The sequence below is a fragment of the Bradyrhizobium sp. USDA 4341 genome (assembly GCF_054063755.1).
Window position 1 is genome coordinate 6,101,373 of record NZ_JBSSGO010000002.1, and the last position, 24,057, is coordinate 6,125,429.

25 protein-coding genes and 1 other RNA gene are annotated in these 24,057 nt (G+C 65.1%); 11 read left to right on the plus strand and 15 right to left on the minus strand.

The window, feature by feature from the left end; genetic code table 11:
• Window positions 1-201 precede the first annotated feature (201 nt).
• The 3 genes from ACVIGB_RS34950 to ACVIGB_RS34960 all read left to right on the plus strand — a co-directional run bounded on the left by ACVIGB_RS34950 (window position 202) and on the right by ACVIGB_RS34960 (window position 4,038).
• Window positions 202-1,668 carry an NCS1 family nucleobase:cation symporter-1 gene (locus ACVIGB_RS34950; protein WP_456719241.1) on the plus strand — a complete coding sequence of 489 codons (1,467 nt, stop codon included), beginning with the start codon at window positions 202-204 and terminating at the stop codon, window positions 1,666-1,668.
• 204 nt (window positions 1,669-1,872) lie between these two features.
• Window positions 1,873-2,385 carry a TIGR02281 family clan AA aspartic protease gene (locus ACVIGB_RS34955; protein WP_456719240.1) on the plus strand — a complete coding sequence of 171 codons (513 nt, stop codon included), beginning with the start codon at window positions 1,873-1,875 and terminating at the stop codon, window positions 2,383-2,385.
• Between the two features lie 153 nt (window positions 2,386-2,538).
• Window positions 2,539-4,038 (plus strand): phosphomannomutase/phosphoglucomutase, encoded by a 1,500-nt coding sequence (locus tag ACVIGB_RS34960; protein WP_456719239.1) that lies wholly within the window; start codon window positions 2,539-2,541, stop codon window positions 4,036-4,038.
• Window positions 4,039-4,183: 145 nt separating this feature from the next.
• Here the strand turns inward: ACVIGB_RS34960 and ACVIGB_RS34965 are convergent, their stop codons facing one another.
• The 4 genes from ACVIGB_RS34965 to ACVIGB_RS34980 all read right to left on the minus strand — a co-directional run bounded on the left by ACVIGB_RS34965 (window position 4,184) and on the right by ACVIGB_RS34980 (window position 7,262).
• On the minus strand, window positions 4,184-4,684 hold the full coding sequence (locus ACVIGB_RS34965; RefSeq protein WP_024578797.1) for an Lrp/AsnC family transcriptional regulator: 501 nt from the start codon (window positions 4,682-4,684) through the stop codon (window positions 4,184-4,186).
• Between the two features lie 76 nt (window positions 4,685-4,760).
• The gene (locus tag ACVIGB_RS34970) at window positions 4,761-5,708 is read right to left on the minus strand and encodes a sugar kinase (RefSeq protein ID WP_456719238.1); all 948 of its coding nucleotides are present in this window, start codon (window positions 5,706-5,708) and stop codon (window positions 4,761-4,763) included.
• Window positions 5,709-5,885: 177 nt separating this feature from the next.
• On the minus strand, window positions 5,886-6,836 hold the full coding sequence (gene nudC, locus ACVIGB_RS34975) for an NAD(+) diphosphatase (protein WP_456719237.1): 951 nt from the start codon (window positions 6,834-6,836) through the stop codon (window positions 5,886-5,888).
• Window positions 6,837-6,842: 6 nt separating this feature from the next.
• On the minus strand, window positions 6,843-7,262 hold the full coding sequence (locus ACVIGB_RS34980) for an HIT domain-containing protein (protein ID WP_456725004.1): 420 nt from the start codon (window positions 7,260-7,262) through the stop codon (window positions 6,843-6,845).
• Window positions 7,263-7,359: 97 nt separating this feature from the next.
• On the opposite strand from ACVIGB_RS34980, the gene ffs reads away from it, so the two are divergent.
• The 5 genes from ffs to ACVIGB_RS35005 all read left to right on the plus strand — a co-directional run bounded on the left by ffs (window position 7,360) and on the right by ACVIGB_RS35005 (window position 11,067).
• An RNA gene (gene ffs, locus ACVIGB_RS34985) (signal recognition particle sRNA small type) lies at window positions 7,360-7,456 on the plus strand.
• A 112-nt stretch (window positions 7,457-7,568) separates the two neighbouring features.
• Window positions 7,569-9,419 carry a DNA polymerase III subunit gamma/tau gene (locus tag ACVIGB_RS34990; protein WP_456719236.1) on the plus strand — a complete coding sequence of 617 codons (1,851 nt, stop codon included), beginning with the start codon at window positions 7,569-7,571 and terminating at the stop codon, window positions 9,417-9,419.
• A gap of 21 nt (window positions 9,420-9,440) precedes the next feature.
• The gene (locus tag ACVIGB_RS34995; RefSeq protein WP_092122614.1) at window positions 9,441-9,761 is read left to right on the plus strand and encodes a YbaB/EbfC family nucleoid-associated protein; all 321 of its coding nucleotides are present in this window, start codon (window positions 9,441-9,443) and stop codon (window positions 9,759-9,761) included.
• A 124-nt stretch (window positions 9,762-9,885) separates the two neighbouring features.
• The gene (gene recR / locus ACVIGB_RS35000) at window positions 9,886-10,491 is read left to right on the plus strand and encodes a recombination mediator RecR (protein WP_028335942.1); all 606 of its coding nucleotides are present in this window, start codon (window positions 9,886-9,888) and stop codon (window positions 10,489-10,491) included.
• A gap of 147 nt (window positions 10,492-10,638) precedes the next feature.
• Window positions 10,639-11,067 carry a hypothetical protein gene (locus tag ACVIGB_RS35005; protein ID WP_456719235.1) on the plus strand — a complete coding sequence of 143 codons (429 nt, stop codon included), beginning with the start codon at window positions 10,639-10,641 and terminating at the stop codon, window positions 11,065-11,067.
• Between the two features lie 169 nt (window positions 11,068-11,236).
• Here the strand turns inward: ACVIGB_RS35005 and ACVIGB_RS35010 are convergent, their stop codons facing one another.
• From ACVIGB_RS35010 to ACVIGB_RS35020, 3 genes are all read right to left on the minus strand, one after another.
• Complete coding sequence (locus ACVIGB_RS35010) at window positions 11,237-12,610, minus strand: AmpG family muropeptide MFS transporter (protein ID WP_092122618.1); 1,374 nt, start codon at window positions 12,608-12,610, stop codon at window positions 11,237-11,239.
• Window positions 12,611-12,689: 79 nt separating this feature from the next.
• Complete coding sequence (locus ACVIGB_RS35015) at window positions 12,690-12,995, minus strand: GIY-YIG nuclease family protein (RefSeq protein ID WP_456719234.1); 306 nt, start codon at window positions 12,993-12,995, stop codon at window positions 12,690-12,692.
• An 82-nt stretch (window positions 12,996-13,077) separates the two neighbouring features.
• On the minus strand, window positions 13,078-14,286 hold the full coding sequence (locus ACVIGB_RS35020) for a DNA recombination protein RmuC (RefSeq protein WP_456719233.1): 1,209 nt from the start codon (window positions 14,284-14,286) through the stop codon (window positions 13,078-13,080).
• Window positions 14,287-14,456: 170 nt separating this feature from the next.
• Here ACVIGB_RS35020 and def point away from each other — a divergent pair, with 170 nt between their 5' ends.
• The 3 genes from def (at window position 14,457) to truA (ending at window position 16,824) form a co-directional block, all read left to right on the plus strand.
• Entirely contained in the window at window positions 14,457-14,984 is a 528-nt protein-coding gene (def, locus tag ACVIGB_RS35025) for a peptide deformylase (protein ID WP_092122626.1), read from the plus strand.
• A 167-nt stretch (window positions 14,985-15,151) separates the two neighbouring features.
• Window positions 15,152-16,087: a methionyl-tRNA formyltransferase gene (fmt, locus tag ACVIGB_RS35030; RefSeq protein WP_456719232.1), complete on the plus strand. Its 936-nt coding sequence runs from the start codon at window positions 15,152-15,154 to the stop codon at window positions 16,085-16,087.
• Window positions 16,087-16,824: a tRNA pseudouridine(38-40) synthase TruA gene (gene truA, locus ACVIGB_RS35035; RefSeq protein ID WP_456719231.1), complete on the plus strand. Its 738-nt coding sequence runs from the start codon at window positions 16,087-16,089 to the stop codon at window positions 16,822-16,824. The genes fmt and truA overlap by 1 nt, the downstream gene beginning before the upstream one ends.
• 63 nt (window positions 16,825-16,887) lie before the next feature.
• Here truA and dapE read toward each other — a convergent pair whose 3' ends face one another.
• From dapE to yihA, 8 genes are all read right to left on the minus strand, one after another.
• The gene (gene dapE, locus ACVIGB_RS35040; RefSeq protein ID WP_456719230.1) at window positions 16,888-18,054 is read right to left on the minus strand and encodes a succinyl-diaminopimelate desuccinylase; all 1,167 of its coding nucleotides are present in this window, start codon (window positions 18,052-18,054) and stop codon (window positions 16,888-16,890) included.
• Window positions 18,055-18,103: 49 nt separating this feature from the next.
• Window positions 18,104-18,691 carry a DUF805 domain-containing protein gene (locus tag ACVIGB_RS35045; RefSeq protein ID WP_456719229.1) on the minus strand — a complete coding sequence of 196 codons (588 nt, stop codon included), beginning with the start codon at window positions 18,689-18,691 and terminating at the stop codon, window positions 18,104-18,106.
• Window positions 18,692-18,935: 244 nt separating this feature from the next.
• A complete protein-coding gene (dapD, locus tag ACVIGB_RS35050; RefSeq protein WP_456719228.1) occupies window positions 18,936-19,781 on the minus strand; it encodes a 2,3,4,5-tetrahydropyridine-2,6-dicarboxylate N-succinyltransferase in 846 nt (281 codons plus the stop codon).
• Window positions 19,782-20,037: 256 nt separating this feature from the next.
• Entirely contained in the window at window positions 20,038-20,733 is a 696-nt protein-coding gene (locus ACVIGB_RS35055; RefSeq protein ID WP_456719227.1) for a pyrimidine 5'-nucleotidase, read from the minus strand.
• 183 nt (window positions 20,734-20,916) lie between these two features.
• Window positions 20,917-21,903, minus strand: coding sequence for a DUF1036 domain-containing protein (locus ACVIGB_RS35060; protein WP_456725003.1), 987 nt, complete (start codon window positions 21,901-21,903; stop codon window positions 20,917-20,919).
• 71 nt (window positions 21,904-21,974) lie between these two features.
• Entirely contained in the window at window positions 21,975-22,868 is an 894-nt protein-coding gene (argB, locus tag ACVIGB_RS35065) for an acetylglutamate kinase (RefSeq protein ID WP_092122647.1), read from the minus strand.
• Between the two features lie 166 nt (window positions 22,869-23,034).
• Window positions 23,035-23,403, minus strand: a complete 369-nt coding sequence (locus ACVIGB_RS35070) for a DUF423 domain-containing protein (RefSeq protein WP_456719226.1) — start codon at window positions 23,401-23,403, stop codon at window positions 23,035-23,037.
• Entirely contained in the window at window positions 23,400-24,053 is a 654-nt protein-coding gene (gene yihA, locus ACVIGB_RS35075; RefSeq protein WP_456719225.1) for a ribosome biogenesis GTP-binding protein YihA/YsxC, read from the minus strand. Before yihA ends, ACVIGB_RS35070 begins: the two co-directional genes overlap by 4 nt.
• Window positions 24,054-24,057 lie beyond the last annotated feature (4 nt).

Sequence of the window (24,057 nt, forward strand, 5' to 3'; positions counted from 1 at the left end):
TTGTCGTGCCGCGTCATCGTTTCGCGTTGTTGCGCCCGAAGGTCGCATTTCTCTCATTCGTCGTCCCGGCCTTCGCCGGGACGACACCGAGTCTCCGTTTTCCCGGTCGTGCTGATCGGTTGCGCTGGCGAGCGCCGGCAAACGGTGGTTAGATTTAAAGGCTGGGATGGGACCACGGGCTCGCGCTTTGGGGAGGCCGCCATGGACTTCAAGAATCTGGAGATCAAGAACGCATCGCCGTCGCTGTACAACGAAGACCTGGCGCCGGCCAAAGAACGCAACTGGGGCGCCTTCAGCATCTTCAACGTCTGGACCTCGGACGTGCATAGCCTGTGGGGCTATTATCTCGCCGCCAGCCTGTTCCTGCTCTGCGGCAGCTTCGTCAATTTCATCCTCGCGATCGGCGCCGGCTCGCTGGTGATCTTCGTGCTGATGAGCCTGATCGGCAATGCCGGCGTCAGGACCGGCGTGCCCTATCCGGTGCTGGCGCGGGCCTCGTTCGGAATCTGGGGCGCCAACATTCCGGCGCTGGTGCGCGCCATCGTCGCCTGCTTCTGGTACGGCGCGCAGACCGCGGCGGCCTCGGGCGCGATCGTGGCGCTGCTGACGCGCGTCGACAGCTTCAAGGCGTTCCACCAGTCCAGTCATGTGCTCGGCCACTCCGGGCTCGAGGTGATCTGCTTTGTCGTGATCTGGGCGCTGCAGCTCCTGATCATCCAGCGCGGCATGGAGACGGTGCGCCGCTTCCAGGACTGGGCGGGGCCGGCGGTGTGGCTGATGATGCTGATCCTCGCGATCTATCTTTGCATCGCGGCCGGCGGCATCTCGCTCACCGCGCCGATCCCGCAGGATGTGTTGCTGGAGAAGACCAGGGATGCCGGCGTGCCCGGCGAGCCCGGCACGTTCCCGGCGCTGTGCGCCGTCGCCGCGACCTGGATCACCTATTTCGCTGCGCTCTATCTCAATTTCTGCGACTTCTCGCGTTACGCGCCCGATGCCAGGGCGCTCCGCAAGGGCAATATCTGGGGCCTGCCGGTCAATCTGATCCTGTTCTCGCTGGTCGCCGGCGTCACCACGATCGCAGCGTTCAACGTCTATCACGAGGTGCTGCTGCATCCCGACCAGATATCGGCGAAGTTCGACAGCTGGTTCCTGGCGCTGCTCGCCGCGGTCACCTTCGCGGTGGCAACGCTTGGCATCAACGTCGTCGCCAATTTCGTCTCGCCGGCGTTCGATTTCTCGAACGTGTTTCCGCGGCACATCGACTTCAAGAAGGGCGGCTACATCGCGGCGCTGATCGCGCTGGCGCTGTATCCGTTCGCGCCCTGGGAGGGCAGCGCCGCCTCGTTCGTCGGGCTGATCGGCGCGACCATGGGGCCGATCTTCGGGATCATGATGGTCGATTATTATTTGATCGCCAAAGGTCGCGTGAACGTGCCGGCGCTGTACCAGGAGGACGGCGAATATCGCTTCCAGAACGGCTGGAACGTCAGCGCACTGATCGCAGCCGCGATCGGCGCCCTGTTCTCGTCGGTGCTGCCGAACTTCACCTCGATCCTGCCGGCCTGGTGGGCTGTCTATGGCTGGTTCTTCGGCGTCGGGATCGCGGGCGCCGTCTATTACGCGCTGCGCGTGGCGATGCCGAGCCCGGTCGCCAGAACCGCCTGAAGAGACGGGCTGAAAATGACCGCCTGAGAGGCGGCAAATCCCGTCCGGGCGAGGCGGCCGATGACATTCGGCCGCCTCAGCGCGGTCGCATTAACCCTTCGCTCATCCTTTTCGCCAAAATGGCAGCCTCGCGCTGCCGCCCTCGCTCGCGGCGGGGCGGCGGGCGTGGTGAAATTGCGTGTTCGGTTTTCCGAGTATGGTGTCATGCGTAACCTGATGATTTTCGCGGCCATCCTGATCGGGCTGGGCACCTTCATGGCCCAGATGGCCAGCAAGATGTCGCCCGCCGCCGCGACCACCGCAAAGCAGACCATGGCCCCCGCCGTCACGGTGGCGCAGGCCAGCGCCCGCACGCTCAGCATTGCGCCCGATCCGCGCGGTCACTTCGCGACCGACGGCCGGATCGACGGCCAGCGCATCAACTTCATGGTCGACACCGGCGCCTCCGTGGTGGCCCTGAACGAGACCTCGGCCGCGCGCTTCGGCCTGCGCCCGGTGCCGGGCGATTACACCTCGCGTGTCACCACCGCCAACGGCACCATCAAGGCGGCGCGCGCGCGCCTCGCCATGATCGAGATCGGCGGCCTCACCGTGCGCGACGTCGATGCGCTGGTGCTGCCGGACGAGGCGCTGTCGGAAAACCTGCTCGGCCTGTCCTTCCTGTCCAAGCTGAAGCGCTTCGAATACGCCAACGGCAAATTGTTGCTGGAGCAATAAATCCAGCCCTTTCGGGGTATCCGCGGGGACCCGATATCGCCGCGATTTCCGCCGTAATTGTCGGCCACCAGCTCCGGTCCCACCTTTCGCCCGGCCCGCGCATTCGCTAAGGCTGCGGTGATGTCATTTTGCATGCGACCATAAGGCCGACCCATGTTTCCCAAGCCGAAATCCGCGCTGGTCCCGAACACCTATGCCTTCGAATCCGAGCCGATGGTGAAGCCGACCGGGTTTCGCGAATACGACGCGCGCTGGCTGTTCAACAAGGAAATCAATTTGATGGGCGTGCAGGCACTGGGCATGGGGCTCGGCGCGCTGATCGCGGAACTCGGCGTCAAACAGGAGATCGTCACCGGTCACGATTTCCGCGGCTATTCCGCCTCGATCAAATACGCGCTGATCTCGGGCCTGATGGCGGCGGGCTGCAAGGTGCACGATATCGGGCTCGCGGTGACGCCGATGGCCTATTTCGCACAGTTCGATCTCGACGTGCCCTGCGTTGCGATGGTCACCGCCTCGCACAACGACAATGGCTGGACCGGCGTCAAGATGGGCGCCAACCGTCCGCTCACCTTCGGCCCCGACGAGATGACGCGGCTGAAGGCGATCGTGCTCAACGCCGCGTTCGACAACAAGGTCGGCGGCTCCTACCAGTTTCACGAGAATTATCCGGCGCGCTACATCGCCGACCTCACCAGCCGGCCGAAGCTGAAGCGCAAGCTGAAGGTGGTGGCGGCCTGCGGCAACGGCACCGCGGGCGCGTTCGCGCCGCAGGTGCTGGAGGCGATCGGCTGCGAGGTGATCCCGCTCGACACCGAGCTCGATCACACCTTCCCGAAATACAATCCGAATCCCGAAGACATGGAGATGCTGCACGCGATCCGCGATGCCGTGCTGGCGCACAAGGCCGACGTGGGGCTCGGCTTCGATGGCGACGGTGACCGCTGCGGCGTGGTCGACAACACCGGCGAGGAGATCTTTGCCGACAAGGTCGGCGTCATGCTGGCGCGCGACATGTCGGCGATCAATGCCAACGCGCAGTTCGTCGTCGACGTGAAGTCGACCGGGCTGTTCGTGACCGATCCCGTGTTGCAGAAGCAGGGCGCAAAGACCGTCTACTGGAAGACCGGGCATTCCTACATGAAGCGCCGCACCAACGAATTGGGCGCGCTCGCCGGCTTCGAGAAGTCCGGCCACTTCTTCTTCAACAAGCCGTTCGGCCGCGGCTATGACGACGGCCTGGTGTCGGCGATCGCGATCTGCGAGATGCTCGACCGCGCGCCCGGCAAGTCGATGGCCGACCTGAAGGACGCGCTGCCGAAGACCTGGTCGTCGCCGACCATGTCGCCGCATTGCGCCGACGAGGCGAAGTACGGCGTGGTCGACGCCGTCGTGAAACACTTCGAGACGCTGCAGCAGAATGGCGCGCAGGTCGCGGGCCAGAACATCCGCGATCTCGTCACCGTCAACGGCGTGCGCGTCACGGTCGCGGACGGCAGCTGGGGCCTGGTGCGCGCATCCTCGAACAAGCCGGAGCTCGTGGTCGTGGTGGAAAGCCCGGTCAGCGAGCAGCGCATGCGCGACATGTTCGAGGCGATGGATTCCGTGCTGCGCACGCACCCCGAGGTCGGCGAATACAATCAGAAGATTTGAGCTGGGTACTCGCCGCGAAGAATGGGGTCATCACCCGCGCATGCGGGTGATCCAGTATTCCAGAGACGGTAGTGATGGAGCCGAGAGGCCGCGGCGTACTGGATCGCCCGGTCGAGCCGGGCGATGACGGTTCAGGGGGCGGCGCTTATGCCGCCGGCACCGGCAGTGCCGTCACCGATTTGATCTTCTCCATCGCGAAGCGCGAGGTGACGTTCTTCAGCGGCACGGCACTGATCAGCTTCTTGTAGAAGACGTCGTAGGCCTGCATGTCGGCAACCACGACGCGCAGCATGTAGTCGACGTCGCCGGCCATCCGGTAGAACTCCATCACTTCGGGCATGGCGCTGACGGCGTCGGCGAATTTGCGCAGCCAGGCTTCCGAATGGTCGGCGCTCTCGACCGAGACGAACACGGAAATCCCGAGCCCGATCTTGTTCTGATCGACCAGCGCCACGCGGCGCAGGATCACGCCGTCGGCCTCGAGCCGCTGGATGCGCTTCCAGCACGGCGTCGACGACAGCCCGACCCGGTCGCCGATTTCGGCGACGGAGAGCGAGGCGTCCTCCTGCAACACGGTCAGGATCTTGCGATCGATGGCGTCGAGGCGGCGGTTGTTGTCATGAAGCTGAATGGCGACATCGGTCATAGAAGAAAGTTCCACATGAAGGTTCAAACTCCCTCATATAGAGAAAAATCTTCCAAATCAAGCGGGCCGTGGCCGGTCAGGCCGGCCGGACGTCGGCGTGTTCGCCCAAAAACGCTTCAACTTCAGTACGTTGCGGTGCGGCATAAGCGCCCCCGAAGCGGGTGCATTTCAGCGCTGCAGCAGCCGAGGCAAAGCGGAGCGCCTGCCGCAACTCCTGCTTCTCGGTAATGGCGAGGGCAAACGCCCCGTGGAAGACGTCGCCGGCGCCCAGCGTGTCGACGGTATGGACCGGGAAGGCCGCCGTCTCCTCGAGCCCGCCCTTCTCATTGAGCCAGATCGTGCCCTTCGGGCCGCGCGTGCCGGCCAGGAAGGACGGTGTGAGCTTGGCGAGCTTTTGCAGCGCCTGGCCGTCGTCGGTGACGTCGGCGGTCTCCTGCAGCGGCTCGCTGGAAAATACCAGATGGGACGAGGCGGTGAGCAGCCCTTCTCGCATCGACATCGCGCGGTCGACGTCGACCACCACGGGAATGCCGCGTTTGACCGCCTCGGCGCAAAGCTCGGTGCAGAACGGTGCGCAGCGGCTCTCGGTCAGGATCGCCGCGCAATCCTCCAGCAGCAGCTCGGTCGGCGGCAGCTTGACCTTCCAGAGCTCGGGGTCGCGGAAGGTGACGATGGTGCGCTCGCCGGTGTCGTCGATCATGATCGCCGAGATCGGGGTGACCAGGTCCGGCATGTGGATGAGATGGTTGGTCTCGATGCCCTCCTGGGCCATCTTGTCGAAGATGTAGCGGCTCGAGGTCTCGCGCGAATCGCCCATCGGCCCGCAGATCGCGGCGCGGCCGCCCAGCCGGGCGATGCCGATGGCGGCGTTCAGCGCGTTGCCGCCGCAGATCTCGTCGAAATGGGTCGCGTTCTCCTTGGAGCCGCGGGCCGGTACGTTGACGCGGAAGGTCAGGTCGCGCACCGGCAGGCCGATGCAGAGGATGCGGGGCGGGACTTTCGTGGCGCCGTTCTGAAAATTCATGCAGGGGTCCGTCGCAATGGTTCCACTCGCGCCATGAGATCAGGCTGATCGTCACCGCGCTTTAGCTCATTGTTTGAGCATGATCTTTTCGGAAAACCGCTTCGCACTTTTCCGGATCATGCTCCAATGCCACAAGCTGTATGCAGGTCTAATCGGCAGAACGATGTCCGGTTCCCGCTATTGGTCCAACGGATTTCGGTGATGCACCCAGCGGCCGAGCAAATGATGGGCAATCGCGAACGGATGCGGTCCGGCCAGGCCGTCGGGATGCTGGCGCTTGAGCATCAGCGTCGCCTCCGCGTGGTCGAACCAGCGCGCATCCTCCAGCTCGGTGCGGTCGACCACGATGTCCTCGTTGGTCGCGCGCGCGGTGCAGCCGATCATCAGCGATGACGGATAGGGCCAGGGCTGCGTCATGTAATAATTGACGTCGGTGCAGCGGATGCCGGACTCCTCGAAAATCTCGCGCCGGACCGCGTCCTCGATGGTCTCGGCGGCTTCGACAAAGCCGGCGAGGCAGGAATACATCCCGGGCATGAACTGCTTCTGCCGGCCGAGCAGCACCTTGTCGCCCGACGTGACCAGCATGATCACGACCGGATCGGTGCGCGGAAAGTGCTCGGCCTTGCAGCTCGGGCATTCGCGCTTCCAGCCGCCGTCCTTCATCGCCGTGCGGGTGCCGCAGTTCGGACAGAAGCCGTGGCGCTGATGCCAGGTCACCATCGATTTCGCCATCGCGATGGCCGACAGTTGCTCCGGCGGCACCACGCCCTGCATTGCCATGCCGCGCAATTCGGTGATCGCGACGTCACTGCGCCCGACCAGCTTCTCGGCCGCCTGCGGCGCGATCCCCATGCCGAAGATCGGCGCAGCATCGCGCAGTCCGAGGAAGATCGTGCCGGGATTGGCGCCAAAGCTGCGGGCCTCCTCCAGCGAGAGCAGGGCGCGGGCCCCGCCTTCCTCCTGCTTCACGACCAGCGAGTCGCGATAGATCACGTAGGCTCTGGCCTCGCGATGGCCCTCCAGCGCGAACAGCTTCTCGTCATTGCTGCGCAGATGCGCGGCGCGGTCCAGCACATGGGTGACGAAGGCCGGCTGGCCGAGCGGAAAAGAATCGGATGCAGACATCGAAAATCAACCCAACCAGATCTTGCGGCGAAGCGCGCTGATGAAATTCTGCACTTCCTCGGCGTCATGCGCCAGCGGCGGCATTACGCCCCAAACGGGACGCGGCCATGCAGCGTCGCTGGTGCGGCGCGCGATGACGTGGACGTGGAGTTGCGGGACGAGGTTGCCGAGGGCTGCGACATTCAGCTTGTCGCACTTGGTGACCTCTTTCAGGGCCCGCGAGACGCGGGTGATCTCCGTCATCAGCTGCGCCTGCTCGACCTCGTCGAGGTCGATGATCTCGACCGCGCCGTCGCGCCGCGGCACCAGCAGCAGCCAGGGATAATGCGCATCCTTGATGACGAGCACCTTGCACAGCGGCAGGTCGCCGATGTCGATGGTGTCTTTCTTGAGCTGCGAATGCAGCGACCAGTTGGTGGCGGGCATGACCGGCAAGTAATGCCTTTCCGTGTTCCCAGACAAGCCCCACAAAGCCCGGTCAGGCCGCTTGCTTTCCGGCGGTTTTGGCCCCAAATAGGGACCGGGAGATTGGCGGTGGACGAGCCACTCGCCAACCGGGTCAGGTCCGGAAGGAAGCAGCCCTAACGAGGTCCGGATCGGGTCGCTCGTCAGTCTCCTACCTGTTTTTCCGAGCGAATCGCGCTGGAACGGCGGTCTCCGCGCCCGGCGCTCGATTTCGGCTCCTATCCGCACGCCGGTTGAAGAGACAATTCCCAAGTTGCGGATCGATGCATGAATGACGCTGGCGACCCCTCCCAACCGTCCGACGGCGCAGGCAAAGCAAGCCTTGACGGCGGCTTTGATTTGGGTGGCGCTTCGGACGCCACGAAACCGTACCGCGTTCTCGCCCGCAAATACCGCCCCTCCAGTTTCGAGGATCTGATCGGCCAGGAGGCCATGGTGCGCACCGTCTCGAATGCGTTCGAGACCGGGCGGATTCCGCAGGCCTGGATCCTCACCGGCGTCCGCGGGGTCGGCAAGACCACCACCGCGCGCATCCTCGCCCGTGCCTTGAACTACGCGAAGCCGGACGGCTCGGTGAAGGGGCCGACCATCCACATGCCCGACCTCGGCGTGCACTGCCAGGCGATCATGGAAAGCCGGCACATGGACGTGCTGGAGATGGACGCAGCCTCGCACACCGGCGTCGACGATGTCCGCCAGATCAATGACAGCGTGCGCTATGCGCCGGCCAGCGCGCGCTACAAGGTCTACATCATCGACGAAGTCCACATGCTGTCGACGGCGGCCTTCAACGCCTTCCTGAAGACGCTGGAGGAGCCGCCGGAGCACGCCAAGTTCGTGTTCGCCACCACCGAAATCCGCAAGGTTCCGATCACGGTGCTGTCGCGCTGCCAGCGCTTCGATCTGCGCCGGGTCGAGGCCGACGTGCTGATGAAGCATCTCGGCAACATCGCGGCCAAGGAAAACGTCGAGGTCGAGCCCGAGGCGCTCGGCATCATCGCGCGCGCCGCCGAAGGTTCGGTGCGCGATTCGCTATCGCTGTTCGACCAGGCGATCGCGCATGCCGCAGGCCTCGTGAAGGCCGACGCAGTCCGGCAGATGCTCGGCCTCGCCGACCGCACCCGCGTCATCGATCTCTTCGATTCGCTGGCGCGCGGCGATCTCGCCTCAGCCTTCGCCGAATTCCGCGCGCAGTACGATGTCGGCGCCGATCCGGTGGTGGTGCTGTCCGACCTGGCCGAGTTCGTCAATTTCGTCACCCGCGTGAAGTTCGTGCCGGGAACCGCGGACAACGTCGCGTTCGGCGAGACCGAGCGGGTGCGCGCGCGCGAATTCGCCGCAAAACTGTCGACGCGGGTGCTGTCGCGGATGTGGCAGATGCTGCTCAAGGGCATCGCCGAGGTGCAGACCGCGACGCGCCCGGCCGCTGCCGCCGAGATGGTGCTGGTGCGGATCGCCTATGTCGCCGACCTGCCGACGCCGGATGAAGCGATCCGGATGATGATCGAGCAGAATGGCGGCGGCGCGGCGCCCGCGACGTCGGGCTCCGCCGCCTCGTCAGCGCCACGCGGCGCGCCGGCCTCGACGATGTCGGCCATGCCGTCGGCGCGGGCACCGCAGGGTGCGCCGCGCGCCGATCTCGCCGCGCGTCCGCAGATGGCCGCGCCGGTCGCCGATGCCGCGCCGGCGCTGCGGATCACGAGCTTTCCGCAATTGATCGCGCTCGCCGGCGAGAAGCGCGACATCATGACCAAGAGCGCGCTGGAGGCCGATGTGCGGCTGGTGCGCATCGAGGATGGCCAGCTCGAGATCGGCCTCGAGCCGAAGGCGCAGCGCGCGCTCGTCACCGATCTGTCGCGCAAGCTCGAACTATGGACCGGGCGGCGCTGGACCGTGATCATCTCGAACGAGGCCGGCCAGCCCACGGTGCGTTCGCAGAACGAATTGGCGCGCAGCGAGCATCAGCGTACTGCCGAGGCCGATCCGCGCGTGCAGGAGGTACTGGCGCGCTTCCCCGGCACCAAGGTGGTCGAGGTCCGCCGCCTTGCCGCCGAGGTTCCGGTAGCGGATGCGACCGGCGAAGACCCGATTGAAACTTCCGACAGCGACGACGATTGATCTGGCGATAGGAACGCACGCATGGCTGATTTTCTCGGCATGATGAAACAGGCAGCACAGCTGCAATCCAAGATGCAGGCGATGCAGGAAGAGCTCGGCAATGTCGAGGTCGAGGGCATCTCCGGCGGCGGCCTGGTCGCCGTGCGCATGACCGCAAAGATGGAAGTGAAGGGCATCAAGATCGATCCGTCGCTGATGAAGCCGGAGGAGCGCGAAGTGCTCGAGGATCTGCTCGTCACCGCGCATGGCGATGCGCGCCGCAAGGCCGAGACGGCGATGCAGGAGAAGATGATGGCGCTCACCGGCGGGCTCGGCCTGCCGCCGGGATTTGGTCCGACTTGAAGCGCGGCGAGATCAAGATGAATCATCGTGCCTTGGCTCCTTGTTGGAGCATGATCTCCGCGCAAACGCGTCCCGCGTTTGTCGCGAGGGAAAACCGCTTCACACTTTTCCGGATCATGCTCTAATGGCTGCGAGCGTTGCCGGCCCCGAGATTGAACGCCTGATCCAGTTGCTGGCGCGGCTGCCCGGGCTCGGGCCCCGTTCGGCGCGGCGCGCGGCGCTGCATCTGATCAAGAAGCGCGAAGCCCTGATGACGCCGTTGACCGCGGCGCTGCAGGTCGCGATCGACAAGATCCAGGTCTGCAAGACCTGCGGAAACATCGATACACAAAACCCCTGCACGGTCTGCACCGATCCGCGCCGCGATCCCTCGATCATCGTCGTGGTCGCCGATGTCGCCGATCTCTGGGCGCTGGAGCGCGCCAATGCGACCAATGGACGCTATCACGTGCTCGGCGCAACGCTGTCGCCGCTCGACGGTGTCGGGCCGCAGGATCTCACCATCGATCAGCTGGTGGCGCGCGCGCATGCGCCTGAAGTGAGCGAGATCATTCTGGCGCTCAATGCCACCGTCGATGGCCAGACCACCGCGCATTACATCACCGACCTCTTGTCGGAGGCCAACGTGCGGGTGACGCGGCTGGCGCATGGCGTGCCGGTCGGCGGAGAGCTTGATTACCTCGATGAAGGTACGCTATCGGCTGCGATGCGGCAGCGGACGCTGTTCTAGCAAGCGATCCGGGAGCCGGACGCGGCATTGTTCGCCAGGCGATCGGCGACAATCCAAAAAGATCGCGCCGAAACAAAATGATAGGGTGGATGACGATTTGGGGACGGTCATCGACGCTCTGACGAATCAAGTACGGAACCACTGCAAATGACGACACACCGATTCGGCGTACGCTTGGCCGTTGCGTTTCTGGCGGCCACATTCGCCGCGCCGTGCGCGATCGCGCAGCAGAGCGACGCGCCGCAGAAGCCCGGCAAGATGATCCGGGCCGGCGACGTGCTGTCGGGGGAACTCGGCGTCATGAAGGTGCGCGACACCAAGAATCGCGGCAAGCGCGTCGCGACCTACCAGATCACCAGCGAGCCGCGCCGCCTGCCGCCGCCGAACGGTCTCTGCAATCTCGAAACCGGGCCGGAAACTTTTCAGCTGATTCCGACCAACGATGCCCAGGCCGCGCAGCTCAAGAGCCTCTCCGGCAAGGCCATCTCGGTGAAGGTCGACGAGATCGCCTGTGCCAAGGACGCCGGCGAGATGAGCGAAGCCATCGTCACCAAGTGGAGCGTGGTGGCGAAGTAAGATCGCGTCGGTGTCATCGCCCGGCTTGACCGGGCGATCCAGTACGCCGCGGCTTCTCGATTCAAGCACTGGCGCCTCTGGAATACTGGATCACCCGGTCAAGCCGGGTGATGACAGATGTGCCCGTAGCTCGATTACGCGTCGCCGCATCCGGGCTGCGGCGGCTGGGCTAAACCCTCACCGGCCCCAGCTCATCGAAATGCCCGCGCCGCTGCAGCCACGCGAGCAGGATCAGGCTCGGGATCGCGACCAGCACGCAGATCACGAAGAACATTTGCCAGCCGACGGCCTTCGCCACATAGCCCGCGCCCGATGACAGATAGGTGCGGCCGACCGCGGCGAGCGCCGTGAGCAGCGCATACTGGGTCGCGGTGTGCAGCGGATTGCGGCACAGCGCCGAGAGGTAGGCGACGAAGATCACGGTGCCGATCGCGCTGGTGAAATTCTCCGCGGTGATCGCAAGCGCCAGCGCCCATTGATCGACGCCGACATGCGCGAGCCAGGAGAAAGAGAGGTTGGCGACCGCCTGCAGCACGCCGCCGATCCACAGGCTGGTCGCGAGCGAATAGCGCCGTGCCACGAAGCCGCCGGCAAATCCGCCGATCAAGGTCGCGGCAAGACCGACGCCCTTCACGATCGCGGCGTAATCGACCTTGGAAAAGCCGATGTCGATCACGAACGGCGCGGTCATGGTGCCGGAAAACGCGTCGGTAAACTTGAACAGCACCACGAAGGCGAGCGCCGCCAATGCGTCCTTGCGGCTGAGGAACTCGGAGAATGCGCCGAGCGCCGCGTGCAGGACGCGTTCGGCTGCGGTCTGCGCATGCGTGGCGGCCTCCGCGCCTTTCGATTGCGCCGGCTCGGTCGCAGCAAGTGCGGTGACGATGCCGATCACGACCAGCGCGGCCATCACCACATAGCCCCACATCCACGCCGACGGGCGCGCGAGGCCGGCGGACTCGAAGCCGCTGACGATGAACAGCGCGCCGGCTGTCGAGACCAGCATGCCGATGCGATAGGCCGCGACATAGGACGCCATGCCGGCGGCCTGCTCGCTCTCCGGCAGGCTTTCGACGCGGAAGGCATCGACCACGATGTCCTGCGTCGACGAGGCGGTTGCGACCAGCAACGCGGCGAAGGCCGCGAACCACGGCGATCGCGCCGGATCGGCCATCGCCAGTACCAGGATCGTCGCGATCAGCAACAGCTGCGAGAGCAGCAGCCAGCCGCGGCGGCGACCGAAGATCTGCGTGAACAGCGGCACGTGTAGCGCGTCGACCAGCGGCGCCCAGAGGAACTTCAGCGTGTACGGCGTGCCGATCAGCGCGAGCAGTCCGATGGTGCCGAGATCGACCCCGGCCTCCTTCATCCACACCTGCAGCGTCGAGCCCGACAGCGCCAGCGGCAGGCCGGAGGAGAAGCCGAGCAGCAGCACGATCAGCACCCGCGGCTGCAGATACACGGCGAAGCTGTCGCGCCAGGAGGTGGCGGGCTGTCCCTGCGGCTTCGCGGGCACGTCTGACGTCGCTTCAGGTGCTGTCATAGGGGCGTTGGTAGCAGATTCGAGCCACTAGGAGGGTGTCATCGCCCGGCTTGACCGGGCGATCCAGTATTCCAGAGGCCTATCCGCCACCTGCGGCAATTTCCGGGTAAAGATCGTTCCAGTCCGGATTGTCCTTCTCGATCAGGGCAATCTTCCAGGCACGCGGCCATTTCTTCAAACGCTTCTCGCGCTTGATCGCGTTCTCAGGATCATCGAATTCCTCGAAATAGACGAGCCTCACGACATCGTACTTCTCCGTGAAGCCCTCGACCAATTTTAGTCTGTGCTCGCCTACGCGACGAATGAGGTCATTTGTCACACCGATGTAGAGCGTGCCGCCGATGTGGCTGGCGAGGATGTAGACGTAGTAGCTACGTGCTCCCAAACTGCCGCCTCTGGGATACTGGATCGCCCGGCCGAGCCGGGCGATGACACTGACTATGCCGCGCTAGCCGCGATCATAACATTCACTCCCCCGCCTGCAGCTTGCGCGGGGCGGGGAACAGGTCGGGGGCGGCTCCCTTGACGAAGCGGGGGACTTCGATCGGGGTCTCGGATTTGCTGAAGTCGAGTTCCTCGATGCGGCCGGCGCGCTTTTCGATCTTGTCGGCGGAGATCAGGATCTGCCTGACGTCCTCGTTCACCTGGCCGAAATGATTTTGCAGCTTGAGCACGCGCTCGCGCAGGCGGCTGAGGTCGTCGCCGAGATGCATCACCTCGTTGCGGATCTGGTCGGCGGCGTCGCGGATGCGGGCGTCCTTCAGGATCTGCTGCATCACCTGAATCGCCAGCATCAGCAGCGAGGGCGATACCAGCACGACGCGGGCGCGATAGGCCTTCTGGACCACGTCGTCGAAACCGTCATGGATTTCCGCATAGACCGATTCCGACGGCACGAACATCAGCGCGGTATCCTGGGTCTCGCCGGGGATCAGATACTTCTCCGCGATGTCGCTGACATGCTTCAGCACGTCGGCGCGCAGCCGCTGGCTGGCGAATTTGCGTTCCTCGTCGCTGCGCGCGTCGTGCAGCGCGGTCATGGCCTCCAGCGGAAACTTCGCGTCGATGCAGAGCGGGCGCTGGTCGGGCAGGAACACGACGCAGTCCGGCCGCTTGCCCGTGGTCAGCGTGTGCTGGAACTCGAACGAGCCCTTCGGCATGCCGTCCTGGACGATCGCCTCCATCCGCGCCTGGCCGAACGCGCCCCGCGATTGCTTGTTGGCGAGCACGTCGCGCAACGTCGTCACCTGGGTGGTGAGCTCGTTGAGGTTCTTGTGCGCGTGATCGATGATGCCGAGCCGCTCATGCAGCACGCGCAGCGAATCCATCGTGTTGCGTGTGGTCTGTTCCATCGATTGGCCGACCCGGTGGGTCACCGAATCGAGCCGCTCGTTGACGGCACGGGCCATCTCGGCCTGACGGCCGGCCAGTGCCTGCCCCATCGCGTCGACCCGCCCCGAGGCCTCGCTCTGGGCCCGTAGCATGTCGGCGAGCCGCTCCTCCAGCTCGTCGGCGCGAATGGCCTGAGCCATCGCGAGTTCCGCGCCGCGCCGGCTGGCGCGCGCAATCACCACGGCGATGGCGAGCAGCAGGATCAGCGCCAGCGCGCCAAGGCCGATCAACGCGTCGGAAACACGGACCGGGAGGTCGCCAATCGTGAGCAGAATCTCGTTCATACCGGCCGTTGTAGCCGATTCGGCACCGTCATCGAACGAAAAGGGAACATTTATGGTAAACACTCCCTTAAATTTCTTGGTTAACGTTGCGTGAAGAAACGTGGTTAAGGCTGCGTTAACCGGTTCCTGAGCGGATTGACCCCATGAAGTCAGCAGCTTAAATCGCCGCCATGGCATTAAGAGAAATCATCATCCTGCCGGACAAGCAGTTACGTCTGGTGTCGAAACCGATCGAGAAAGTGACGCCGGAGATCCGCAAGCTCGCCGACGACATGCTCGAGACCATGTATGACGCGCCCGGCATTGGGCTGGCGGCGATCCAGGTCGCGCAGCCGCTGCGGCTGATCACCATGGACCTCGCCAAGCGCGACGAGAACGGCGAGACCACGCCGCAGCCGCGGGTGTTCATCAACCCGGAGATCATTTCGCATTCGGACGAGCTGTCGGTCTACGAAGAGGGCTGCCTGTCGATCCCCGAATATTACGAGGAGGTCGAGCGCCCGGCGCGGGTGCGCCTGCGCTTCACCGACCTCGACGGCAAGCTGCACGAGGAGGATGCCGAGGGGCTCTATGCCACCTGCATCCAGCACGAGATCGACCATCTCAACGGCGTGCTGTTCGTGGACTATCTGTCGAAGCTCAAGCGCGACCGCGTCTTCAAGAAGTTCGAGAAGGCCGCCAAGCGCGCGGCGGAGTAGGCGTTGCCGTCTCCTCAGACGCGTCATGGCCGGGCTTGACCCGGCCATCCACGTCTTGCTTCGCTGATACGAAAGACGTGGATGCCCGGGGCTTCTGATGCGAGGACGCGCTTCGCGCTTAAGCCCGTGCATAACGGAGCACTCCAAATGCCATCGAGTCCTGTCTGATGCCTCTCCGTCTGATCTTCATGGGCACGCCCGATTTCGCGGTGCCGACGCTGCTGGAGCTGGTGGCCCATGGCCATGAGGTCGTGGCGGTCTATACCCGCGCGCCGAAACCGGGCGGGCGGCGCGGCCTGCAGTTGCAGCCGACACCGGTCGAGCAGGAGGCGCGCCGCCTCGGCATTCCCGTGCTGACGCCGAAGACGCTGAAGACGCCGGAGGCGCTCGAGGAATTTCGCGCGTTTGACGCGGATGCCGCCGTCGTGGTCGCCTATGGCATGATCCTGCCGCAGGCCATCCTCGACGCGCCGAAGCTCGGCTGCTTCAACCTGCATGCTTCGCTATTGCCGCGCTGGCGCGGTGCCGCGCCGATCAACCGCGCCATCATGGCCGGCGATGCCGAGAGCGGCGTGATGGTGATGAAGATGGATGTCGGCCTCGACACCGGCGACGTCGCGATGGCCGAGCGGCTGCCGATCTCGGACAGCATGACGGCATCCGACCTGCATGACGCGCTGGCGCCGCTCGGCGCCGATCTGATGGTGCGCGCGATGGGCGCGCTGCAGCGCGGCGAGTTGCAGCTGACGAAGCAGAGCGAGGACGGCGTCACCTACGCCGCCAAGATCGAGAAGGCCGAAGCGCGGATCGACTGGAAGCAGACGGCGCACGCGGTGCTGCGGCACATTCACGGGCTTTCGCCGTTCCCCGGCGCCTGGTGCGAGCTTTTGGGCGCGGGTGAACCGGTGCGGCTGAAAATCCTGCGCTGCGAGCCGGCGAAAGGCTCGGGCGAGCCGGGCGATGTGCTCGACGACAATCTTGCGATCGCCTGCGGCGATGGCGCGGTCCGGATCCTCGAGCTGCAGCGCGCCGGCAAGGCGCCGATGAAGGCGTCGGACTTTTTGCGCGGCACGCCGTTGAAGCCGCCCGCGCGGCTCACCTGATGCCCCGCTACAAGCTCACCATCGAGTATGACGGCACGCCGTTCTCCGGCTGGCAGATCCAGGACAATGCACCGACCGTGCAAGGCGCGCTGGAGACGGCGGTCAAGGCGATCTGCGGCGAGGACGTGCGCGTTCACGGCGCAGGGCGTACCGATGCCGGCGTGCATGCGCGGGGCCAGGTCGCGCATTGCGACATCGCCAAGCATTTTCCGCCCGGCCGCTTCCGCGACGGGCTGAACGCGCATCTGCGGCCGAATCCGATCGGCGTGCTCGCCGCTGACATCGTGCCCGACGATTTCGAGGCGCGCTTCTCGGCGATCAAGCGGCACTATCTCTATCGCATCACCAATACCCGAGCGAACCTCGCGCTCGACATCGGGCGCGTCTGGCGCGTGCCGCGGGCGCTCGATGCGGGCGCGATGCACGAGGCCGCGCAGCGACTGCTCGGCAAGCACGATTTCACCACCTTCCGCGACACCGAGTGCCAGGCCAAGTCGCCGGAGAAGACGCTCGATCAGCTCGACGTCACGCGCGAGGGCGACGCCATCAACATCGTGACGTCGGCGCGCTCGTTCCTGCACAGCCAGGTCCGCTCGATGGTGGGCTCGCTGGTCTGGGTCGGCGAGGGCCGCTGGAGCGCGGACGATCTCTTTGGTGCGCTCGCCGCCCGCAACCGCGCCGCCTGCGGCCCCGTGGCGCCACCGGACGGGCTATATCTGGTGCGGGTGGACTACTAGCGGCCCCAATCCCTACTGTGCATGGGGTTGTTTTCGATGTTCTTGTCCAGCCAAGCGGCTGGATTACGCAAAATACCGGTCCAGCACGCCGCGATAGATCTTCGTCAGCTGCTCCAGATCGGCCACCGGCGTGCGCTCGTCGATCTGGTGCATGGTCTGGCCGACCAGGCCGAATTCGATCACCGGGCAATAGCTCGAGATGAAGCGCGCATCCGACGTGCCGCCCGAGGTGGACAGCTCCGGCTTGCGGCCGGTGACCTCCTCGATCGCGGCGACCGCAAGATCAGTGAACGGGCCGGGCTGGGTGACGAACACGTTCGAGTTCGACGGCTGCCAGTCGATGTGGGCGCGGATGCGGTTGCCGCAGGCCTTCGCCAGCCGCTCGTCGACCAGCTGCCGCAGGCTCTCCTGGGTGTGGTTGTCGTTGTAGCGGATGTTGAACTTCGCCCGCGCCTGGCCGGGGATCACATTGCTTGCGGTGTTGCCGACATCGACCGTGGTGAATTCGAGGTTGCTGGCCTGGAATTGCGCGCTGCCGTGATCGAGCGGCTCATCACTCAGCGCGACGATCAGCCGCGAGATATCCGGCACCGGATTCGAGGCGCGGTGCGGATAGGCGACGTGGCCCTGCACGCCATCGACAATGAGCGTGCCGGACTGCGAGCCGCGCCGGCCGATCTTGATCATGTCGCCGAGCACCTCGACATTGGAGGGCTCGCCGAGCACGCAATGGTCGAATTTTTCGCCGCGCGCGGCACACCACTTCAACAGCTTGACGGTGCCGTTGATCGAGACGTCTTCCTCGTCGCCGGTGATCAGGAAGGAGATCGAACCGTTGCCATCTTCTCGCGGCTTGCCGCCATGGTCGCGGAGATATTGCAGCACGGCGGCGACGCTGCAGGCGATGCCGCCTTTCATGTCGACGGCGCCGCGGCCGTAGAGATAGCCGTCCTTGACCTCGCCGGAGAACGCACCGAGCGTCCACGCCGCTTCATCGCCGGGCGGCACCACGTCGGTGTGGCCGGCAAAGGTGATATGCGGCGCCGCGCTGCCGATGCGGGCATAGAGATTGTCGATATCGGCGGTGCCGGGCTCGGAGAACGTCACGCGGTGGACGTCGAAGCCTGCGCTTTTCAGCAAATTTTCAAGAACGCCAAGCGCGCCGGCGTCGGTCGGGGTGACGGAGGGGCAGCGAACCAGATCGCGGGTAATCGAGACAGCATCACTCATGCGCCTCGCTTAACACGTCACACCGCGGGTGGACCAGCTTTGTGCCGCATCATTCGAGCTCGCTCTGCTGATCCCAGCCCTGCCTGGAGCGCGACCCGTTGCCGCGGTCGCCGCCTTGCCGCACATGGGTTTTTCCAAGCGGATTGGGACCATACCGATTGGGGTAAGGGGTGCCGCGCAGAAACGCCAGCTCGATAAAGCCCCAGATATAGAGCACGGAGACGATCCCGCCCGCCGCCATCGCCCAATAGGAATCATCGGGAAGCCGGTCCGAGAATTGGCTCATGAGACCGGGGATCGCGAAGAACGGGACTATCCACCAGCCGCTCTTGTCGCGGTCGTGCAGGCGCTTGATCGAGACCGCGATGTAGACCCAGACGAACAGTGCCGTTCCGCTGGCCTTGACCAGCAGCGCGGGCAATCCGGCGGAGGTCAGCGATTTGTAGCTGTCCGGGTCGAACGCCCGGAAGATGTCGTCGACATTGAAGCCGAACGATGCACCCTTGCCGCCGAGGCCCGCCAGGATCACCAGCGCGGCCAGCAACATCATCCAGCACACGATGATCAGTGCTGCGAGCCAGAATTTCGCCCGGTTGACGCGGCCCTTGAAGCCGAACAGGTAATTGGCCCAGTCCATGAAAAAACTCCGGGCAGCGGCAATTTTTCGCGGCCCGGAGTTTTGTCGGCGTCGGATGGAATTTGGTTCGATCTTCCGGACCCGTCATCCCCGCGCAAAGGCTTCGCCTTTGTCGCTGCAGGTGCGAGCGGAGCGAGCCTCGAAGGATGCACGGCCACAGTAGGGCCGCCGACCCTTCGAGGGCCGCTGAAGAAGCGGCCACCTCAGGGTGACGGTGAGGGATGGGGAAGCGCCGAAGCGCTTCTTAGTCCCGCAGCAGCTCGTTGATGCTGGTCTTGGCGCGGGTGCGCTCGTCGACGCGCTTGACGATCACGGCGCAGGCGGTGGCAGGTCCCGGCTGGCCGTTCTTCAGCGGCTTGGCCGGCAGCGTGCCGGGAACCACGACGGCGTATTCCGGGACCTCGCCGACAAAGATCTCGCCGGTCTCGCGGTCGACGATCTTGGTCGAGGCGCCCAGGAACACGCCCATCGACAGTACCGCGCCCTTGCGCACGATCACGCCTTCGGCGACCTCGCTGCGCGCGCCGATGAAACAGTCGTCCTCGACGATCACGGGCTCGGCCTGCAGCGGCTCGAGCACGCCGCCGATGCCGACGCCGCCGGAGATGTGCACGCGCTTGCCGATCTGGGCGCAGGAGCCGACCGTCGACCAGGTGTCGATCATGGTGGCTTCATCGACGTAAGCGCCGAGATTGACGAAGGAGGGCATCAGCACGACGTTGCGGGCGATGAAGGCCGAGCGGCGCACGATCGCCCCCGGCACGGCGCGGAAGCCGGCGTCGCGGAAGCGGTTCTCGCCCCAGCCCTCGAACTTCGAGGGCACCTTGTCCCACCACGAGGCTTGGCCCGGGCCGCCCGCGATCTGGCCCATGTCGTTGAGGCGGAACGAGAGCAGCACCGCCTTCTTCAGCCACTGATTGACCTTCCACTTGCCGCTGGCCTCGCGCTCGGCGACGCGGGCCTCGCCCTTGTCGAGCAGCTCCAGCGCGTGGTCGACGGCCTCGCGGACCTCGCCCTTGGTCGAGGTCGAGATGCCTTCGCGGGCGTCGAACGCGGTGTTGACGGTGGTTTCGAGGGCGGACAGCGACATCGGGACAATCCTTGGGCGTATAGGAGATATGACGGGAATTTTGCAGGGCTTTTTCGGAATTTGGGGCCACGGAGTCAAGGCAAACTCCTGTCCCGCCGAGCGGTCTCCCTCCTCCGTCGTCCCGGCCAAGCGAAGCGCGAGCCGGGACCCATCACCACGAATGCCAGTGTTGCGGCACGCTGGGGCCACGGCGCGTAACCAAGCTCGGATTTGCGGTTATGGGTCACAGCTTTCGCTGGGACGACACCTGTCGAAGCTATGGCTTCCTGTCGAGCCGCTGCAAGAAACCCGTGAGATCGTCGGTGACGTGGTCGACATAAGCGGCGTCGCGGCCTTCGAGCTCCCAGGTCTCGCGCACCACCTCCTGGCTGCCGTCGGGCACCACCAGCACGGTGGTCATGCCGAGTTCATGCGGCACCACCAAATTGCGCGCGAGGTCTTCGAACATCGCAGCCTTGGTCGGATCGACGTCGTGGAGCCTCAGGAACTTCTGATAGGTCTGCGGCGCCGGCTTCGGCTCGAGATCGGCGGCGATGATATCGAACACGCCGTCGAAATGGTTGGAGATGCCGAGCCGGCCCAGTACCGCATCGACATGATCGACCGAGCCGTTGGTCAGGATCAGCTTGCGCCCCGGCAGCTTGGCGATCGCAGCGCCCATCGCCGGATTCGGCTGCAACGGCGAGTGGTCGATCTCGTGCACATAGGCGAGATAGTCGTCCGCCTGCACGCCGTGCTCGGTCATCATGCCGCGCATCGTGGTGCCGTAGCGCAGGTAATAGTCCTTCTGTAGCCGTCGCGCTTCCTCGGGCGAGATCTTCAGCCAGTTGCCGACGAACTCGCCGATCCGCGCATCGACCTGCTGCCACAGATTGACGTGATGCGGGTACAGCGTGTTGTCGAGGTCGAACACCCAGGTCTCGACATGGCCGAAGCTGCGGGGAGTTTTCATGTTATCTTTCCGTCGTCGTCCTGGCGAAAGCCAGGACCCATACCGCGTGATCCATCAAATGAAGCGCGGTGCCGATACCGCGCAACGGTCGGTCACTACCAGTCTTCGCCAAATGATTGCCTGTGGTAATGGGTCCTGGCTTTCGCCAGGACGACGGTGATCCATGTGGCGCCACTGTCTTCATCACGGCATCGCAAAGCGCAGCGTCTTGCCGCCGCTGGTCATGTCGACGGTGGTGAAGCCGAGCGCGGTGAGGCCGCGGGTGGCGCAGTCGCCCTGCTCGTTGACCTCGAACTTGCTTTCGCGGGTGCAGAGCTGCACCGCGCCGCCCCAGTTCAGCGGCTTGTCCTTGATGCGGATGGCGCGGTTGTCGCCGTCGACGGCTTCCGCGAAAGAATAGATCTGCTTCGGCGTGCCCGACACGTCGGGATGCAGGCATTTGCCGGGGTCGATCCGATACCAGCCGCGGCTGGTCACCATCTTGCCGTCGTCGGTCGCAACCGCGGCCATCACCTTGTGCGGCGTGTCGTTGCACCAGGTCAGTCCCGACGGCGAGGGCTTCTGCACGGCATCGACCATGGTGGCGAAGAAGTTCGGCGACTGCACGATGTCGCTGCCGAGCCCGCGGCTCCTCAGGAATGCCGACAGCGCGCTCTGCGTCTTCGGCCCGTCGACACCGTCGATCGGCGCAGCGTCGTAGCCCGCGATCACCAGCAGACGCTGGATGCCGGCGAGCCGCGCCTGCTCGTCGTCATACTCGCTGTCTTCGGCGAGGTAGGCGACAAGATTGCCGTCATCGGTCTGCGTCGGCGTGATCTGGGTGAACTGCGCCGGCGTTTGGCCGGAGCGGCATTGGCGCGCGGCGGCGATCACGAAATTGTCCTGCGCGACGCAGAGCGTGTCGGTGCCGTTCTGCGGGATCGGCGACGCGCCGTAGACGCCGAGGGCACGCGCATTGAGCAGCACGCGGTCCGCGGTCAGCGCGCCCTGCACCACAACGCGGCAGGTCGCGGGATCGATGCGAAACCAGCCGCGTGTCGCCGTTGCGGCCTTGTCGTCGATGCCGATCGCGGCCTCGATTACATAGCTCATGCGGTTGCAGAGCTTGAGATCGGCATGCGCCGGCGCCGCCGAGAACAGGAACGACACCAGCGCGGCCGGCAGCGACATCGCGAGCCGCGCCGGCGGCGACCGGCGAGGTATCCTCGCCGCGCGTCCCGCGATGACGACCTCGTCTGCCATTACTTGTGGATCAGCGTGCCGGTGCCCTGGTTGGTGAAGAGCTCGAGCAGCACCGCGTGCTGCGTCTTGCCGTCGATGATGACGACGCCCTGCACGCCCTGTTCGAGCGCGTAGATGCAGGTCTCGACCTTCGGGATCATGCCGCCGGAGATCGTGCCGTCGGCGATCAGCTTGCGGGCTTCCTTGATCGACAGGTCCGGAATCAGCTTCTTGGACTTGTCGAGCACGCCGGGCACGTCGGTCAGCAGCAGCAGGCGCTTGGCCTTCAGCGCGCCCGCGATCGCGCCGGCAAAGGTGTCGGCGTTGACGTTCAGCGTCAGGCCGTCCTGCGAGGTCGCCAGCGGCGCCAACACCGGGATCAGCTCATAGCCGATCAGCTGATTGAGCAGCGTGAGATCGACCTTCTCGGGGTCGCCGACGAAGCCGAGATCGACCGCCTTCTCGATGTTGGAATCGGGATCGACCATGGTGCGCGTCGTCTTCGACGCCTTCACCATGTTGCCGTCCTTGCCGGAGAGGCCGACGGCCTTGCCGCCGGCTTCGTTGATGTAGCCGACGATCTGCTTGTTGACCGAGCCCGCCAGCACCATCTCGACGATCTCGATGGTCGCGGCATCGGTGATGCGCAGCCCGGCGGCGAATTCCGACTGGATGCCGAGGCGCTTCAGCATGGTCGCGATCTGCGGCCCGCCGCCATGCACGACCACCGGATTGATTGCGGTCTGCTCGAGCAGCACGATGTCGCGCGCGAATGCCTTGGCGGTGTCCTCGGCGCCCATGGCATGGCCGCCGTATTTAATGACGATGGTCTCTTCGTCATATTCCTGCATGTGTGGCAGCGCCTCGGACAGGATGCGGGCCTGATCGAGCGGGCTGATGTGCTGGTCGGTCATGGGGCTGGTCTCACGTCAGCGGAGGGACGGGCGCGGTTCTATCTGATTGCCGGGCAGGGCGCAAAGTGGGAGAGGTATTCGTAGCCCGGATGGAGCGAAGCGCAATCCGGGGTCTGCACCCGCGGCACGATTCCCGGATTTCGCTTCGCTGCATCCGGGCTACCGTTCAGCGCCTCGGCCACATGGCCGAAACTGCCAGCGCCAGCCAGCTCAGGATCAGCAGCGTTCCGCCGGCAGGCGCAGCCATCGGAAACAGGCCATGGCCGCCATATTGGCGCAGCGTGAGGTCGCCCGCGAACAATGACGCCGCAATGACGAAGCCTGCCGCCGCCACGACACCGAGCTTCAGATGGATGATCGCGCGCTCCGCGACCGCAATGGTCGCGATGGCGGCGGTGGCATGGAACAGCAGCATCGAGGATGCCGCCGCCAGCCGCGATGCGTCCGGCAGATGGGCCGCGGCCGCCGCCAATATCACGCCGCAGGCGCCCATGATGGCGGCAAGGCCGATCAGGAGACGGGATGCGCCGTTCATCGGCGCCGCTCCTCGATCAGGCGTACCATGGCGGCACGCAGCTCCGGCATGCCGTCGCCGGTGCGCGACGAGGTCACCAGCACTTCGGGGAACGCGGCGGGATGTTTAGCCAGCGTCGCGATGGTTTCGGCGGTGACGGTCTTGAGTTCGCCGGTCTTGACCTGGTCGGCCTTGGTCAGCACGACCTGGTAGCTGACCGCGGACTTATCGAGCGTCTTCAGCACGTCTTGATCGACGTCCTTGATGCCGTGGCGGGCGTCGATCAACACATAGACCCGCGCCAGCGTCGCGCGCCCGAGCAGGAATTTGTGGATCAGCGCGGTCCATGACGCCACCTTGGTCTTCGGCGCCGAGGCGTAGCCGTAACCGGGCATGTCGACGAGACGAATGTCCGCGTTTTCCGGGCCCTCGAAGAAGATCAGTTCCTGGGTGCGGCCCGGCGTATGCGAGGTGCGAGCTAGCGCATTGCGGCCGGTCAGCGCGTTGATCAGGCTCGACTTGCCGACATTGGAGCGGCCGGCAAAGGCGACCTCGAGGCCGGCCATCGGCGGCAGCGTCTCGATCGAGGGCGAGGCCCAGATGAAGCGCCAGTCGCCGGCGAACAGCTTTCGCCCCTGCTCGATCAGCTCCGCATCAGGTTCGGCGGTCATGCGA

Excerpts from the sequence above, each read along its gene's own strand:
- ACVIGB_RS35055 (WP_456719227.1), bottom strand. The coding sequence starts at position 20,733 with ATGAAAACTCCCCGCAGCTTCGGCCATGTCGAGACCTGGGTGTTCGAC.
- truA (WP_456719231.1), top strand. The coding sequence starts at position 16,087 with ATGCCCCGCTACAAGCTCACCATCGAGTATGACGGCACGCCGTTCTCC.
- ACVIGB_RS34980 (WP_456725004.1), bottom strand. The coding sequence starts at position 7,262 with ATGCCCGCCACCAACTGGTCGCTGCATTCGCAGCTCAAGAAAGACACC.
- fmt (WP_456719232.1), top strand. The coding sequence starts at position 15,152 with ATGCCTCTCCGTCTGATCTTCATGGGCACGCCCGATTTCGCGGTGCCG.
- ACVIGB_RS34995 (WP_092122614.1), top strand. The coding sequence starts at position 9,441 with ATGGCTGATTTTCTCGGCATGATGAAACAGGCAGCACAGCTGCAATCC.
- ACVIGB_RS34955 (WP_456719240.1), top strand. The coding sequence starts at position 1,873 with ATGCGTAACCTGATGATTTTCGCGGCCATCCTGATCGGGCTGGGCACC.
- ACVIGB_RS35010 (WP_092122618.1), bottom strand. The coding sequence starts at position 12,610 with ATGACAGCACCTGAAGCGACGTCAGACGTGCCCGCGAAGCCGCAGGGA.
- ACVIGB_RS34960 (WP_456719239.1), top strand. The coding sequence starts at position 2,539 with ATGTTTCCCAAGCCGAAATCCGCGCTGGTCCCGAACACCTATGCCTTC.
- ACVIGB_RS34950 (WP_456719241.1), top strand. The coding sequence starts at position 202 with ATGGACTTCAAGAATCTGGAGATCAAGAACGCATCGCCGTCGCTGTAC.
- ACVIGB_RS34990 (WP_456719236.1), top strand. The coding sequence starts at position 7,569 with ATGAATGACGCTGGCGACCCCTCCCAACCGTCCGACGGCGCAGGCAAA.
- recR (WP_028335942.1), top strand. The coding sequence starts at position 9,886 with ATGGCTGCGAGCGTTGCCGGCCCCGAGATTGAACGCCTGATCCAGTTG.
- nudC (WP_456719237.1), bottom strand. The coding sequence starts at position 6,836 with ATGTCTGCATCCGATTCTTTTCCGCTCGGCCAGCCGGCCTTCGTCACC.
- ACVIGB_RS35020 (WP_456719233.1), bottom strand. The coding sequence starts at position 14,286 with ATGAACGAGATTCTGCTCACGATTGGCGACCTCCCGGTCCGTGTTTCC.
- ACVIGB_RS34965 (WP_024578797.1), bottom strand. The coding sequence starts at position 4,684 with ATGACCGATGTCGCCATTCAGCTTCATGACAACAACCGCCGCCTCGAC.
- yihA (WP_456719225.1), bottom strand. The coding sequence starts at position 24,053 with ATGACCGCCGAACCTGATGCGGAGCTGATCGAGCAGGGGCGAAAGCTG.
- def (WP_092122626.1), top strand. The coding sequence starts at position 14,457 with ATGGCATTAAGAGAAATCATCATCCTGCCGGACAAGCAGTTACGTCTG.
- ACVIGB_RS35060 (WP_456725003.1), bottom strand. The coding sequence starts at position 21,903 with ATGTCGCTGCCGGCCGCGCTGGTGTCGTTCCTGTTCTCGGCGGCGCCG.
- argB (WP_092122647.1), bottom strand. The coding sequence starts at position 22,868 with ATGACCGACCAGCACATCAGCCCGCTCGATCAGGCCCGCATCCTGTCC.
- ACVIGB_RS35045 (WP_456719229.1), bottom strand. The coding sequence starts at position 18,691 with ATGGACTGGGCCAATTACCTGTTCGGCTTCAAGGGCCGCGTCAACCGG.
- ACVIGB_RS35005 (WP_456719235.1), top strand. The coding sequence starts at position 10,639 with ATGACGACACACCGATTCGGCGTACGCTTGGCCGTTGCGTTTCTGGCG.
- dapE (WP_456719230.1), bottom strand. The coding sequence starts at position 18,054 with ATGAGTGATGCTGTCTCGATTACCCGCGATCTGGTTCGCTGCCCCTCC.
- dapD (WP_456719228.1), bottom strand. The coding sequence starts at position 19,781 with ATGTCGCTGTCCGCCCTCGAAACCACCGTCAACACCGCGTTCGACGCC.
- ACVIGB_RS35070 (WP_456719226.1), bottom strand. The coding sequence starts at position 23,403 with ATGAACGGCGCATCCCGTCTCCTGATCGGCCTTGCCGCCATCATGGGC.
- ACVIGB_RS34970 (WP_456719238.1), bottom strand. The coding sequence starts at position 5,708 with ATGAATTTTCAGAACGGCGCCACGAAAGTCCCGCCCCGCATCCTCTGC.